Origin of the sequence: Spirulina sp. CCNP1310 (genome assembly GCF_034932185.1) — a bacterium.
Taxonomy (GTDB): Bacteria; Cyanobacteriota; Cyanobacteriia; order Cyanobacteriales; family Spirulinaceae; genus Spirulina.
Genome location: NZ_JAYGHW010000004.1, coordinates 54,499 through 68,447 on the forward strand (window position 1 = coordinate 54,499; position 13,949 = coordinate 68,447).

A 13,949-nucleotide genomic window follows, 5' to 3' on the forward strand; every position below is an offset into this window, starting at 1 on the left:
GATTAATCCCTTTGTGCGTATAAAAATACGCCATCTTGCTTAAAAATCGCTGTGAATCTCGAATCCTGCTCAAGACGTGAACGCAGATAATTGACCTCTTCTGGGGAACTGTTAAATCCTGGATAAATTTGGTCTAAAAAGACATATTGAAAAGGACTGAGATCAATATCTCGATTCCATTCAGCCGTTAACTCGATTTTGGTGCGGTGGGTAAGATGGGGGGCAATGTGGAAAGGGACAAAGATAGGACTGTGATCATCAATTAAAGCCATTGCTTTTCTTGAAGCGCTCCAAGTCTCAAACCCTTCTAGATAGCGGCCCACAAAATAGCCCGGTTTCCCCAACATCATAAATATGGCTAATGACCAAGCAACAATTAACCGTGAAAATTTGAGCCAGTTGTGATTATGAGCAAGGGATAAAACCACTGCCATGATTAAAAAAGGGACGATGGGCAAAGCATAGTGATTAATTAAATCTTTTTGAGCCTCATAGGATGAGAGTAAATTTATCAATATATTCGGAATTGCGCCGAAGATGGGGTGAAGATGGCGGAGGGATAATCCCCAAGCAACGGGTAAAAATAAAATGATCAGATAAATCAAATTGCTGAGGGTGGCGAGTTGTGTCCAGACTAGATCTGGGCGTAGGATCAGATTTTTCAAGATCTCGATGAGTGAATTTCCTAATGCGCCATAACGGCCAAGACTACCAATACCTCCTCCAAAATAGGGAGGAATGATTTTAGTGGCGATGCCAAACCAACCCAGCCCAACCAGCATGGCAGTGATACCATATCGGTATTGTTTTTTACTCCCAGTTAGCCAAAATCCCAAACCGAAAACTGTCAATCCAAAGATATTTTTGCAACTACACAAGGTTACAATTGCCATCAGAAATAGGATTAAATTTCGCCGGTAACTGGCCAAAATTGCGGTAAATAATAATCCTGGGGCAAAAACATCGGTATGAAAATCAAAAAGGTTGATATTGAAAATAACTGGATACAAAAGATAGCAAAGAATAATAACTTGAGATTTCCGATGACTCAAGTTTTCTTTCTGGCAAATAAACCATAGGGGGATGACCGCTAATGATAACCCTAGGGATTGCAATAAAAATAACCAGTAAGGGCTGGGGATAACCCGATAAAGCAGGGATAGAGGGTAGAGGATCAAGGCGGCATCAGCATCAATCATGACGTGTTCGCCGGTAAAGGAGCCAATGGGGGGATATCCTTGGCTCAGAAGATAAAGATACTGATCAAAAATGCCTAAATCCCATGCTGTAGAGCGGAGCAAGAAATGGCGGAGACTGCTATAGAAAAAAAAGATCAGGCTACTGAGTAAAACAGTTTTGGTCAGGAATTGCTGATCAGGTTGCAGCCGGTTTAAAGATAAGATCTGCGAAATCTTGGGTAACTGAATAGACATTGGGTTCTGTTCTCTCATCAATCAGCATAATAGCAGTGCCTCCTGAGCATGAACGGAATCCGGTTGTTCCATGTATGGGTGTGGGGGCGTTGGTGTAAGCCTGCCGGAGGCCAAAAATTTTTCGCCCCTACTCATGCTGTCATGCTACTGCTGGTTCTGGGGGGGCTGTTTCTGGGGTTAACTGTTCGATCATTTCCACCAGTTCCCGCTCAAAGAGGAGGTGGGCGCGGTTGGTTTTGCCGCCGATGAAGAAGCGATCGCCCACCTGTAATGCCCAAATTTGCGAATGGGAAACATAGCTCATCACCACGCCCACCATTAACAACCCAAACCCGGCATAAACCAGGGGAACACCGGGATCCGCTTTAATTTGTAACCCGGTACTGCCAATCAGTTGCACCACTGTAAGCCTTAGCCCTTCCTGTAAATCAATGGCCATGCCTTCCCGCACTGCCCCCAAGGGTTTGCCATCTTCGCCATAGACGAGCAATAATCCTTGCAGATCCCGCGCTACAAGGGAAACACCGCTGGTCATTTCGGGATTGGTGGGAACCCAGGTGGCCCAAAGGCGGCTACTGCTACTGGTTTCGAGGGGAGCCATGGGGATCTGAAAAATCGGGCTGTTATTAACCCGGACTTGGACGGCATCAATGCCCCAATTGGTTTGATAGAGGGTGACACCGTGGTAACGGAGGGGATGATTCACGGAAATGGTTTGGCGATCGCGCTCCACCCCCCCTTGATCCACCACCGATAAATCAGAATAAAACTGATCGATCGCCCCCTCAGCGGTGTAGTCAATCCAAAAACGATTGACTTTAATTTCCCAATCCTTAGGAACTTGGGATGCAGCCAGGGGCCCCGCGTCGATCAGGTTAGTAATCGCCCGTTGGGAACCACTGGGGATGATTTCTTGGGCGAAAAAGCCCGATAATGCCCCCCACACGCCCCCAGCGAGGATCAACAGCAAACTGATGTGAACTACGATGGGGCCAATTTTGCCCATTAAACCCTTACGGGCATAGAGTTGGTCATCTTCGGTAAACAGAGCGTAACCCTTCGCCGTCAGGAGGGGAGTGAGACGGGAGAGGGAGCCGCTGCCCAATTCGGCACTGAGGGCCAATTTTTCAAACTGTTTCGGTTGGCTGTAATACTGCCAACGGCGGGCCAGCTTGAGGGCGGGCCATTGGCGTAAAAAGCTACAGGTGGTGAGGCTGGCGGCGAGGAGGACGAGGAGTGTCAGGAACCAGCCGGTGCGATAAACGTGATCTAACCCCAAGAAGCCAATCACCCGCCAGGAGAGGAAGCCAAATAGGGCGGGGTCTTCGGGGTAGTTGGTTTGGTAATAACTGAGGCTTTGCCCCTGCTCGATTACCGTGCCGCTGATACTAAACAGGGCAATGGCGAGGAGCAGAAGGATGGCGAGGCGGAGGTCGGCGAGGAGGCGGAGACTTTGGCGGAGCATGGTGTGAGGTGGGGAGGATCCCCCCTGCCCCCCTTAAAAAGGGGGGTGATAGGGTTGGGAGTTAAAAAGGGGGGGTGATGTTGAGGGGGTTAGGGGGTTTGGTGGGCTTTGATTTGGGCGATCGCCTCCGACACACTTTCCGGCGTGATCACCACTAACCCTTCATCTTCAACCGCTTTGAGTGCAAATTCAATGGCCTCAACCTCATTGAGGATAATTTGATAATCGCGATCGGGGCAGGCTTGGGTAATGCCTTTGACAATCAGATCCGCCACTACGCCACTATCACGGCCCCGACGGTCTTCATCTTCCTTAACAATTACCCGATCAAACATCCCGGCGGCCAAGGCCCCCAATTCAATCAGATCTTGATCGCGGCGATCGCCCGGCGCACCCACCACACCAATACGCTGCCCCTGCCAATTCTTGACAAAGCCCCCCAAGGCCTCATAGCCAGCCGGGTTGTGGGCATAGTCAATCAGGGCATGGTGGCGATCGAGTTTAAACAAATTCATCCGGCCCGGAGTCTGCTCCACCGAGAGTTCAAACGTCCGCACCCCTTGGCGAATTTGTTCAATCCCCACCCCTTGGGCAAAGGCCGCCAAACAGGCCGCCAACGCATTGGCAATCATAAACGGAGCCATCCCCGCAAGGGTGACAGGGATATGTTTCGCCTCTTCAATACGCAGGGTTAACGTCCCTTCTTTAATGGCCAGATAGCCATCTTCATAAACCGCCGCCAACCGGCCCCGCCGCAGGTGATCCTGCAAGATCGGGTTCTCCGGGTTCATGGAGAAATAGGCAATTTTCGCCTTCGCCCGTTCCGCCATGGCGGACACCAAGGGATCATCAGCATTTAACACCGCGTAACCACTGGCAGCGGCCACCTCGGCCACCACACTTTTCACATGGGCCATCTGCTCAATGGTGTTAATATCCCCCAACCCTAAATGGTCAGCGGCCACATTCAACACCACCCCGACATCGCACTGATCAAAGGCTAAACCGGAGCGCAAAATGCCCCCCCGGGCCGTTTCCAGCACCGCCACCTCAACGGTGGGGTCTTTGAGGATCACCTGAGCACTTTGGGGGCCTGTGGTATCGCCTTTTTCAACCATGTATTCCCCGACATAGATGCCGTCGGTGGTGGTGTAGCCCACGGTTTGGCCGGTTTGGCGGAAAATGTGGGCGGTGAGGCGGGTGGTGGTGGTTTTGCCGTTGGTGCCAGTGATGGCGATGATCGGGATGCGGGGGGAACTGTGTTCGGGGAAGAGCATATCGAGGACAGCCGCGCCGACATTGCGGGGTAAACCTTCACTGGGGGCGGCGTGCATCCGGAACCCAGGGGCGGCGTTAACTTCCACGATCACACCGTTGGTTTCCCGTAGGGGTTTGCTAATGTCTGAGGTGACGACATCAATCCCGGCAATATCGAGGCCGATGGTTTTCACCACCCGTTGGGCAATCCAGATATTTTCGGGGTGGATGACATCGGTGCGATCGATGGCAATGCCGCCGGTACTGAGGTTTGCCGTGGCCCGGAGATAGACCCGCTCGCCTTCGGGGGGGATGCTGTCGAGGTTGTAGCCTTGGCGGGCGAGGACATCGGTGGCGGTTTTATCTAGTTTGATTTTGGTTAAAACGTTGTCGTGGCCTTCACCTCGGCGGGGGTCTTCGTTGGTGCGATCGATCAGTGCGTTGATCGTGTTGTGGCCATTACCGATCACATGGGCGGGGACGCGCTCGGCAACCGCAATTACTTTGCCATTCACCACTAAGATGCGGTGATCGCTGCCTTGGTAGTAGCGCTCAACAATGACGGAGTTGGTTTTGGAGGCTTCGTTGGCCAGGTCGTAGGCTCCTTCTGCCTGTTCCCAGCTATTAATGTCGATGGTGATCCCCCGGCCGTGATTGCCATCAAGGGGTTTTAAGACGATGGGATAGCCGCCCACATCGTCGATCGCATCTTCCAATTCATCCAAATAGCGAATCACCGTGCCACTGGGGACGGGAATTCCGGCATCCCGGAGGATGGTTTTTGTGCCTTCTTTATCGCAGGCTAGTTCAACACCGAGGATACTGGAATAGTCGGAGAGGGTGGCTTGAATCCGTTTGGCTTTGGCCCCGTAGCCCAGTTGGATCATGGAGCGGGCGCTGAGATTCATCCAGGGAATTTTGCGGGCATCGGCTTCAGCGATGATCGTTTCGGTGCTGGGGCCGAGGGAGGCATTGGCCATCAGTTCCCGCAGATCGGCTAAATCCTGCTCAAATTCACTTTCGGGATAAGTGCCGGTTTCCACCAAGCTTTGACAGAGGCGCACCGCTGCCCGGCCGGCGTAGCGGCCTGCCTGCTCATCGACGTATTCAAAGACGACGTTATACACGCCGCGATCAGCGGTTTCGCGGGTGCGGCCAAAGCCGACGCGCATCCCTACGAGTTCCTGAAGTTCGAGGGCAATGTGTTCGATGATGTGGCCCATTAATGTGCCATTTTGCACCCGCTCCAGGAAGCCGCCTCGATAGCCCGGCGAACAGTAATGCTCTACCAAACTGGGGAGGAGGCGACACAATCCATCGTAAAACCCATCAATTTGGTTGGAATAGACCTCATCGAGGTCTTCCAGGTCAAGGCGCATGACGATCAACTTGGGATAGCGGATGCTCCAGTAGTTGGGGCCACGCAGAGTCAGGGTTTTGAGAATTTTCATAGGTGCTTATCTATATTTAGTGAAGACGCACGGGATTCGCCATGGCTTAGTGTCTCTTGTGGAAAAGTTCTGAAACTGTCCATTGGGAACAGTTCTCCCTCACGGTTTAACCTTGAAGGAGTTAGGCGGATTTTTCGTCGCTCATGGGGGTAAGGGGACGGCGTTGGTGGATGTGGTAGCGATCGCCATGGCAAAGGATATGGACCCGCAGGCTATGGAGGCTCAGGGGGTCGGTGACGCTGACATCCAGTTGATTCGTATGGGAGAGGGTTTGGGGGTCAACGACGGTGACGTTACCCTTGCCGATCACCTCCATCCAACCATCATGCTCAAACATGGCACAGGTGTCTTCATCAATGCCAATGCCAAGGCGATCAGGGTGGATGGCGATCGCCGTCATTAGGCGGGCCATGCGGTTGCGGTTGTTAAAGTGTTGATCAACAATCACCTCTGGGATCATCCCCAAGCCCATGGTCATATCCACAAGGGCGCGGTTGGGGGATTCGCCACTACCGCCGCCGCCGATCATGTGGTGGCCCATCACCGCCGCCCCGGCACTGGTTCCCGCCAGGCTCAATTCCTGCTTTTGCACCCGTTCCCGGATGCGTTCCATAAAGGGGGTTTCCGCCAACAGGCCACAGAGGCGCAATTGATCGCCGCCGGTCAAAAAAATGCCGGTGCAGGTTTCGAGATATTCCAAATATTGGGGGTCTTCCCCCTGGGCGCGATCGCGGATATCAATCAGTTGTGCCTGTTTCGCCCCCATATCGGTGAAGATCTGGTGGTAGCGTTCCCCCACCAGCAGGGGTTCCCGTGAAGCCGACGGCACAATGCCAATCACCGCGTTACTCCCGCCGGAGCGGTGAAAAAAGGTATGTAAAATTTCGCGTCCATGTACCTTGTCTTCCGCACCTCCAATCACGAGGATCGCGGTTTTAGTTGGTTTTGGCATTTGAGCTTCTGGCGAGTACGATTCAATTTGTAGCATTCTGTATAGTATCGAATTTAAAGCGGAACGCATAACTATACAGTCTATCGAAGGCCTGCCGGTTAATAAATACCCCTAAGCTCTGATGCGTTTTGATCTCATCACATTATTTCCAGATTTTTTTGCCTCTCCCCTCGGATCGGGTTTGTTGGGGAAGGCGATCGCCCAAGGCATTGCCGAAGTTCACTACACCAATCCCCGCGACTTCACCACGGATAAGCACCACCGGGTTGATGACGAACCCTACGGCGGTGGCGTGGGGATGCTCCTCAAACCCGACCCGATTTTTGCCGCTGTGGAATCCCTGCCCGTCTTACCCCGCCGGGAAATTATCCTCATGTCCCCCCAAGGGCAACCCCTCAATCATGATCTGCTGGTGGAACTGAGTACGACAGCGGATCAACTGGTGTTGATCTGTGGCCACTACGAAGGGGTAGATGAGCGGGTGTGTCATTTACTGACGCGGGAAATTTCCTTAGGGGATTTTGTCCTGACCTGTGGTGAAATCCCTGCTTTAACGATTATCAATGGGGTGACGCGGCTGCTCCCCGGCACCGTCGGTAAAACCGAATCCCTGAAGGCGGAAAGCTTTGCCAACGGACTGCTAGACTATCCCCAATACACTCGCCCCGCCTCCTTTCGGGGCTGGGATGTGCCGGAGGTGTTACGGTCGGGAAACCATGGGGCGATCGCCCAATGGCGATTTGAGCAGCAATGCCAACGCACCCGCGATCGTCGTCCCGACCTTTGGGAAGCCTGGCAACAGCGAACCCAAACCCCTTAACGGCCGTCATCCCCCTTGCCTTTGCTCACAGAAATCGAGGTACTCCCATGCTCAACCTAAAACGCTGGCTCACCACGTTCACCGCCCTCGGCCTTTGTCTCGGCAGTTCAGCCTTAACTGCCCTCCCCAGTGCTGGCCAAACCGTCCAATTTGGCAGCCAACAGTTGGATGAACGCCGCTTTGTGATCCTCGCCGCTCCCTTTGGCATTGAACGGCGCAGTTACCAACTGCTGATCCTCGAACAACTCACCAACCAACGCCCCTGTTGGCAGGAATACAGCGGCACGCCCACCCGTGTTGATCCCCTCCTGCTCAACTTCGACTTCACCAACATCTGTAACCGCATGACCGACAGCAACGGTTACTCCCTGCGCATTGGCGAGGAAGATTTAGGCTGGCGGTTTATTTTCAACATCGTTCCCCAAGGGGATGAACTGGTACTGATGGCCACCTCTCCCCGTGAGCGCAATGTGCAAATCCCCATCGGCCGCACCCGTGGCTTTGCAGAAGGCCACTTAAAAATCCATCTCGATGAGGGCTGGGAACTGACCCGCCGCACCTACCAAAACCGTCCCCTCACCCATGTTTATCTCCGGGGCAATCCCCAAATGGTTGCGGTTCCCGAAGGCGGCCCCATGGGGATTAATCAACCCACCGCCCTCCCGGCTCCGGATCGCGAAATCATCATCACGCCCCTGCCGCCCCGCAGTGAACCCCTACCTCCCGCTCCCCGCACCAATCCCCTGCCGCCGCCCCCCCGCACGAATCCACTCCCCCCACCCGTTCCCCAACCCGCCCCCCCCAACAATCGCCCCCTCCCTCCCCCAGAGCGGCGCATCCCCACGTTTTAAGGTGGTGGTCTGATGAGTAATACACCTTGCCCCACCTGTGGGGAAATCCCCGATTCCCTATCTGGCCATCTCCCCAACTCCGCAGAGCAGCTTAAAATTTGCAAAACCAAGCTCACCCTATTACCGGGAGACGGGCATTACTACCGGGGTGAATCGGGGCAATTGACAGAGTTTAAGTTGATGCAATGCCCCACCTGTAGCACCTATTTTGAGGATGCCCATCACTACTACTCCGACCCTCAAAGTACGATGGGCCTAAGGCGGGATGAGGATGATTGGTTAGCGCTAGAGCGGCTCTCTGAGGAGATGGCCCAAACCCGACTGCGACAATTGGGCTAGTCGCCCCCCAATTATTCCCCGTTCCCTGTTCCCCATTCCCCGTTCCCCCTAAGGGTAGAATAGGGAAGCAATTTTGTTGAGCAATTTCTTTCCTCCATGGTGACTACGGATAATCCCCAAGCTCTGAGCCAAGACTTTGACCTCAAGGCCTATCTACAAAACCAACAGGCGATCGTTGAGGCGGCCCTGGATCAGGCTATTTTGGTCACTGAACCGCCAAAGATTTATGAGGCGATGCGTTATTCGCTGTTAGCAGGGGGGAAGCGGTTGCGGCCGATTCTGTGTTTGGCCACCTGTGAATTGTTGGGGGGAACGGGGGCCATGGCCCTCCCTACCGCCTGCGCGTTGGAGATGATTCACACCATGTCGTTAATCCATGATGATCTCCCGGCCATGGATAACGACGATTATCGGCGGGGCAAACTCACCAACCATAAGGTTTATGGGGAGGATATTGCGATTTTGGCGGGGGATGCGCTGTTAGCCTATGCCTTTGAATTTATTGCCGATCGCACCGAAAACGTACCCCCTGCCCAAGTGCTCCAGGTGATCGCTCGTTTGGGGCGGGCCGTGGGGGCGGCGGGCCTGGTGGGGGGCCAGGTGGTGGATTTGGAATCAGAAGGGAAGACGGATATTACTGTGGAGGAATTGAGTTTTATCCACACCCATAAGACCGGGGCGCTGTTGGAAGTCTGCGTCACCTCTGGGGCGATTTTAGCGGGGGCAGCGGCAGCGGATTTAGACCGTTTGACGCGGTACGCCCAAAATATTGGCTTGGCGTTTCAAATTATTGATGACATCTTAGATATTACGGCCACTCAAGAGGAGTTAGGGAAGACGGCAGGAAAGGATCTCCAAGCGGAAAAGGCGACTTATCCGAAGTTGTTAGGTTTGGAGGGGTCGCGGCAACGGGCGGATCAGTTAGTAGGTGAAGCCATTGCTCAATTAGAACCCTATGGTTCTGCCGCTATGCCTTTGGTGGCGATCGCCCAGTTCATTACCGCACGGAAAAATTAAACGATGCAAGACATGGACAGTATCTTGGGAAATCAAATTTTACTGGTGGCGATTATTGCTTGCCTACTCGCCCAGGGGATTAAGTTGATCACCAGTCTGTTTCAAAAGCGGCGGATTGATGTGCGCCATCTCTTTAGTACGGGGGGAATGCCCAGCGCCCATTCGGCATTAGTGGCGGCCTTGGCAACGGGGGTGGGGCAGGTGAAGGGTTGGAATAGTGCGGAGTTTGCGATCGCCGCTCTCTTTGCGGTGATTGTGATGTACGATGCGGCGGGGGTGCGTCAGGCAGCGGGTAAGCAGGCGCGGATTCTCAATCAAATCATTGATGAGTTGTTTGAGGAGGGGAAGGAGTTCAATGAGGAGCGGCTAAAAGAGTTATTAGGTCACACGCCGTTTCAGGTGTTGATGGGGTTAATTTTGGGAATTGGGGTTTCCTTAGTAGCAGGGATGATTGTCATTTAGTTGGGTTTTCCGGGGGGGATGGCTATGGGCTTTCTTCCAGTTCGCCACTTTCTCGCAGAATTTGAGCTAGTAATGGGGGAGCAATCCGAAAGTTTGCCTCTTGCTGCAAGCGTTTAGTAACCGCTTTGAGCGAAGAAACGCTTCCTTCATGCCAACCTTTCAACACAATTCCTAAAATGCCTGTGATGCTTAACCCTAAAGCTCTAGCTATCTGTCGGGCTTCTTTCTCGTCCAGTAGAATTTTGTTGGCAGAGCATTCAACCGCCAAGGCAATGGCTTCAGCTTCGCCTTGATGTAGATCGCGCTGAAGGAGATTCACCAATGCTGTGTTTTTAACAGTTTGGGGAATTAACCACTCCTCATTGATGGCAGTTTTCAAGGCGTGGGAGCCGGGGAGATCTTCATTAACTTTTAACTCTGTGGCAACTGCTGAAGGAATGTAGATTTGTCCGAACTGTTGAGGCAGTAAAAAAAGATGGTCAATAATTGCCAAGTTAAGAAGGGGTGAGGTGTTACTGATGACGGGCATAATCGAGATCTTCTTGGAGTTCAGTTTGGGTATAGTGCCGAGGGATATCTCGCTCCCCTAGAAGTTGGCTAAATTGATGGTAGTTAAGGTTGGCAAGTTCGCGAGCTTTACCCAAGGAAAGGAGTTCTTGCGTGTAGAGAGAGAGGGCAAGTTCTTTGAGTAATTCGGCTTCGATGCGGTTTTCAGGAAGTCGGATAGATTGAATGATCGATTGAGGAATGGATAATTGCATGTCAAGTTCTCCAGAAAGTTTTTTGCGTTTGGCTTGCTGCCCCAGATAGAAATAAAGCCTATTCTAGCATTTTTGGTTAGGAAGGCTGAGGGGAGCGAGGATGCCAACTGGCCATGACCCAAAAGTTTCTGGATGGGTGGAATAGTGCGAAGTTTGCGATCGCCGCCCTCTTTGCCGTGATTGTCATGTACGATGCGGCGGGGGTGCGTCAGGCAGCGGGTAAGCAGGCGCGGATTCTCAATCAAATCATTGATGAGTTGTTTGAGGAGGGGAAGGAGTTCAATGAGGAGCGGTTAAAGGAGTTGTTGGGACACACGCCCTTTCAGGTGTTGATGGGGTTAATTTTGGGGATTGGGGTTTCATTGGTGGCGGGGATGATTGTGATTTAGGAACAAATTTCCCTCGTTACTTAGCTCTGCCCAGTCATTTTCTCCTGGAGGCTCCACCTCCACAAAGCAGCAGAGCTGAAATTGGCTATAATAACAGCAATCTTCCATTCATTGCGTGGGGAATCTTCCATGACTCTGACTCGAAATTCTCCGGTCACGATCAAACTTTTAAATTCAGACGAGGAAATTTTAAATCTGTGGCCAACAGATTCGGGGTATCGGATTGTGATCAAGAATAGTCAGGGAGCAGTCTATATTGTTGCCGTACACCTTGATGAAAATAAAATCCCTCGCTTCGATGGTGAACTAGAAATTTTCGTGACCTATAAAGATAGCAATCGCAACCCTTCAGAAATTAGCACCGAAATCAAAAGCCCCCAAGGAAAAATCAAGGTAACAGCCTTCTAAGCAATCAATCCATAATGATTAATGAGTCTGAAAAAAAAGGATCGAGCCATTAATGTTCGGATTGATAAACTCACCCCCTCCGAGCAAGATCGGCTGAGTGTAAAATTAAATACTTTTTTATAACTTTGCTTGTTTTACTACTTCATTTATTGCTTCCATATACTTGATAAATATATCAATGTATTGGGCGACATCACTAAACGAGATGTCATTGGCTGAATCATTGTGATGAATCACATTATTTCTTTTGTTAACTACCGTTGCTATCACATCTTTATTATCAACAAAAACCTGACTTTGAAACAAATCAATACCTAAAAGCTTAAAAAGCTTTATTGTTTTATAAGGATTAGCTGAAATTTCTTCGGAAATATCTTTTCTGCTCAAATTGATCTCGGCAAAAGCAAACTTAAGATCTTTGTCTTTTACTTCTTTTGATATTCTCCAATATAAGAAATTATGAGGAGTTTTCGATGAATTTATTCTTCCACAAATCTCTTGAGAAAAATCAAAAGCTATATCCTGTAAGTATGCTTCTAAGTAAGTACAAGCACTTACTAAATAGGCTTTCACAAAAAAATTTATGTTTTCAGAAAACAAAGGATCAATATTATTTTGAAGTACTCGATTATTAGAAGACAGTATGATAATTTTCAGATTATCTAAAAGCATTTTGTACTTTAAATAAAAATCATCATCCTGCATTTGTAACAGCCTCAAGCAACTCATTCCATTTCATTCGACGCTGTAAAACTCTCGACTTATCCTGAAGACCACCACCAAGAGTTCTTTTAAACTCATCACTTTCACATAGATCTCTATAAGCTTTTTTCAATTCTTCTCCATACTTTTGAATAACTTCTTGGGGAAGTTCTCCCACGGTAGTCATAACCAAGTCATAGTGAACTAAACCTTTTTTCTTTTTTTGGGCAACAGGATTAACAAAAGCTTCGTCACCAAATACCTTTTTGCAGTTTTCTAGTGCTCTTTTAAATCGTGAGCGAAAATCATTAACTTTGGCTTCATCGATATTAGCATTATTTTCCATAAAGTTATCGAGAAATTCTTTTAAAGACCCAGTTAAGCCAGTCAATCTCTGGTCTTCTGATATGGCAAAGTACCTCAGGACTTGCTCCTCTGGCTCTAATGAGTCTTTTATTTTTTTAGAGTTTTCTGACAAACCAAAGCGAGCTATTTCTGGATCTTCCGCCAACTCTTTTAAAAGCGAGTCAAGTGTCCCCGGATAAATAGCATGTCGTATTTCCTGATCGGACAGTTTAACCGCCCCTTGATTTAGACGAGAAAAGATTTCTCTAATTAATTTTTTTGGATTATCTTTCCTTAAAACAATGCACCTGATAGTGGTGGTTTCTAGTTCTGATTGTAAGTTTCCTAACTCTGAAAACTTTTTTCCATTTAGTTCCCGGTACGTGGTCATTCCTTCAAGGCAGAACTCATCATTTAGAAACTTATTTATTGTTGTTAAACGCTGAACACCATCAATTACTAGATGCGAGCCATCTTCAGTTTCAGCAAAATAGCAGGATGGGAGAGGAATTCTCATTAAGCACGATTCAATAAACTTTGAAGATCGACCCCATCCGTCCTTATCCCATTTGTACTTTCTTTGAAAGTTCGGGTCTAATTTTAACTTTGTAGGAATCGCATTGATTCTACTAACTAGAGTTTCAAATGGATAGTCTATAGGATACAAATTAAGAATTCTATCTTCAGTTTGATTGCTCATAATTATTTCCCTAACAAAAAACTGGGTAGACTTGATGAGTTCTAACATAGATTACTGGTGTGAAATTGTACCAGCTAAAAGCTACAAATTTTAACAAAATATGACGATTTGTTGAATAATTAACTTCCTTTGATTACTCAGTTTTCTAGATATCTTAATCCCTTTGGCTACCGCTATATTTATTAGACTGTGATAACATGGTAACTCCTTTTGGTGGTGTTTTGTCAAATACTGGCAGTATGAATCTGAGCATTATAGCCAACATTCCGCAGGTTGACAAATAATTAAAGAAGGGTCTTCACGGTTTAGGGTTATAAGAAAAGCTAATGCCACGAGTTTTCGGAGCTTTCGGGAGCCAGGCAACCTAAAAATGTAGCGAATTATACAATTTTAGTCATGAACCCAGAAGAGCCTTAAAAGGGGCATAGTAATAACTCACTTTCCGCAGGTTGACATTTTGTTTTTACTATGCATTGCTAAATGCAATCGCTGTAAGCCCTGTGGGAAGAGACTTCTGGGATTTGCCAATTTTGAAAACTCAATGAGTAGCTTAATGTTCCGTAATAATTTGAGCGGCAACATCCAAAGTCCAAACCT

15 protein-coding genes are annotated in these 13,949 nt (G+C 49.5%); 7 read left to right on the top strand and 8 right to left on the bottom strand.

All coding sequences use genetic code 11. The annotated features are described in order from the left end of the window. Nucleotides 1–2: 2 nt before the first annotated feature. From VB712_RS02050 to VB712_RS02065, 4 genes are all read right to left on the bottom strand, one after another. Complete coding sequence (locus VB712_RS02050; RefSeq protein ID WP_323251615.1) at nucleotides 3–1,433, bottom strand: DUF2079 domain-containing protein; 1,431 nt, start codon at nucleotides 1,431–1,433, stop codon at nucleotides 3–5. 139 nt (nucleotides 1,434–1,572) lie between these two features. Continuing rightward, on the bottom strand, nucleotides 1,573–2,898 hold the full coding sequence (locus VB712_RS02055) for a cytochrome c biogenesis protein (RefSeq protein ID WP_323251617.1): 1,326 nt from the start codon (nucleotides 2,896–2,898) through the stop codon (nucleotides 1,573–1,575). Between the two features lie 89 nt (nucleotides 2,899–2,987). After that, nucleotides 2,988–5,606 (bottom strand): cyanophycin synthetase, encoded by a 2,619-nt coding sequence (gene cphA, locus VB712_RS02060; RefSeq protein ID WP_323251619.1) that lies wholly within the window; start codon nucleotides 5,604–5,606, stop codon nucleotides 2,988–2,990. Between the two features lie 121 nt (nucleotides 5,607–5,727). Continuing rightward, a complete protein-coding gene (locus VB712_RS02065) occupies nucleotides 5,728–6,594 on the bottom strand; it encodes a cyanophycinase (RefSeq protein WP_416236223.1) in 867 nt (288 codons plus the stop codon). 85 nt (nucleotides 6,595–6,679) lie between these two features. Here VB712_RS02065 and trmD point away from each other — a divergent pair, with 85 nt between their 5' ends. From trmD to VB712_RS02090, 5 genes are all read left to right on the top strand, one after another. After that, nucleotides 6,680–7,378 carry a tRNA (guanosine(37)-N1)-methyltransferase TrmD gene (gene trmD / locus VB712_RS02070; RefSeq protein ID WP_323251624.1) on the top strand — a complete coding sequence of 233 codons (699 nt, stop codon included), beginning with the start codon at nucleotides 6,680–6,682 and terminating at the stop codon, nucleotides 7,376–7,378. Nucleotides 7,379–7,425: 47 nt separating this feature from the next. Continuing rightward, entirely contained in the window at nucleotides 7,426–8,229 is an 804-nt protein-coding gene (locus VB712_RS02075) for a DUF3747 domain-containing protein (RefSeq protein ID WP_323251626.1), read from the top strand. Nucleotides 8,230–8,241: 12 nt separating this feature from the next. Continuing rightward, nucleotides 8,242–8,568 carry a hypothetical protein gene (locus VB712_RS02080; RefSeq protein WP_323251628.1) on the top strand — a complete coding sequence of 109 codons (327 nt, stop codon included), beginning with the start codon at nucleotides 8,242–8,244 and terminating at the stop codon, nucleotides 8,566–8,568. Nucleotides 8,569–8,664: 96 nt separating this feature from the next. After that, entirely contained in the window at nucleotides 8,665–9,585 is a 921-nt protein-coding gene (gene crtE / locus VB712_RS02085) for a geranylgeranyl diphosphate synthase CrtE (RefSeq protein WP_323251629.1), read from the top strand. A 3-nt stretch (nucleotides 9,586–9,588) separates the two neighbouring features. Next, nucleotides 9,589–10,047, top strand: a complete 459-nt coding sequence (locus tag VB712_RS02090; protein WP_323251631.1) for a divergent PAP2 family protein — start codon at nucleotides 9,589–9,591, stop codon at nucleotides 10,045–10,047. A 22-nt stretch (nucleotides 10,048–10,069) separates the two neighbouring features. On the opposite strand, the gene VB712_RS02095 is transcribed toward VB712_RS02090, so the two are convergent. Both VB712_RS02095 and VB712_RS02100 read right to left on the bottom strand, forming a co-directional pair. Continuing rightward, nucleotides 10,070–10,540, bottom strand: a complete 471-nt coding sequence (locus tag VB712_RS02095) for a DUF3368 domain-containing protein (protein WP_323251633.1) — start codon at nucleotides 10,538–10,540, stop codon at nucleotides 10,070–10,072. A gap of 19 nt (nucleotides 10,541–10,559) precedes the next feature. Further along, nucleotides 10,560–10,808, bottom strand: a complete 249-nt coding sequence (locus VB712_RS02100) for a UPF0175 family protein (protein WP_323251635.1) — start codon at nucleotides 10,806–10,808, stop codon at nucleotides 10,560–10,562. Between the two features lie 113 nt (nucleotides 10,809–10,921). Between VB712_RS02100 and VB712_RS02105 the strand changes: the two genes are divergently transcribed. Both VB712_RS02105 and VB712_RS02110 read left to right on the top strand, forming a co-directional pair. Continuing rightward, complete coding sequence (locus VB712_RS02105) at nucleotides 10,922–11,197, top strand: divergent PAP2 family protein (protein ID WP_323251637.1); 276 nt, start codon at nucleotides 10,922–10,924, stop codon at nucleotides 11,195–11,197. 129 nt (nucleotides 11,198–11,326) lie between these two features. Next, entirely contained in the window at nucleotides 11,327–11,605 is a 279-nt protein-coding gene (locus VB712_RS02110) for a hypothetical protein (RefSeq protein ID WP_323251640.1), read from the top strand. A 117-nt stretch (nucleotides 11,606–11,722) separates the two neighbouring features. Here the strand turns inward: VB712_RS02110 and VB712_RS02115 are convergent, their stop codons facing one another. Together VB712_RS02115 and VB712_RS02120 are read right to left on the bottom strand one after the other, a co-directional pair. Then, on the bottom strand, nucleotides 11,723–12,310 hold the full coding sequence (locus VB712_RS02115) for a HEPN domain-containing protein (protein WP_323251642.1): 588 nt from the start codon (nucleotides 12,308–12,310) through the stop codon (nucleotides 11,723–11,725). Continuing rightward, complete coding sequence (locus VB712_RS02120) at nucleotides 12,300–13,400, bottom strand: DUF262 domain-containing protein (RefSeq protein WP_323251644.1); 1,101 nt, start codon at nucleotides 13,398–13,400, stop codon at nucleotides 12,300–12,302. The genes VB712_RS02115 and VB712_RS02120 overlap by 11 nt, the downstream gene beginning before the upstream one ends. Nucleotides 13,401–13,949 lie beyond the last annotated feature (549 nt).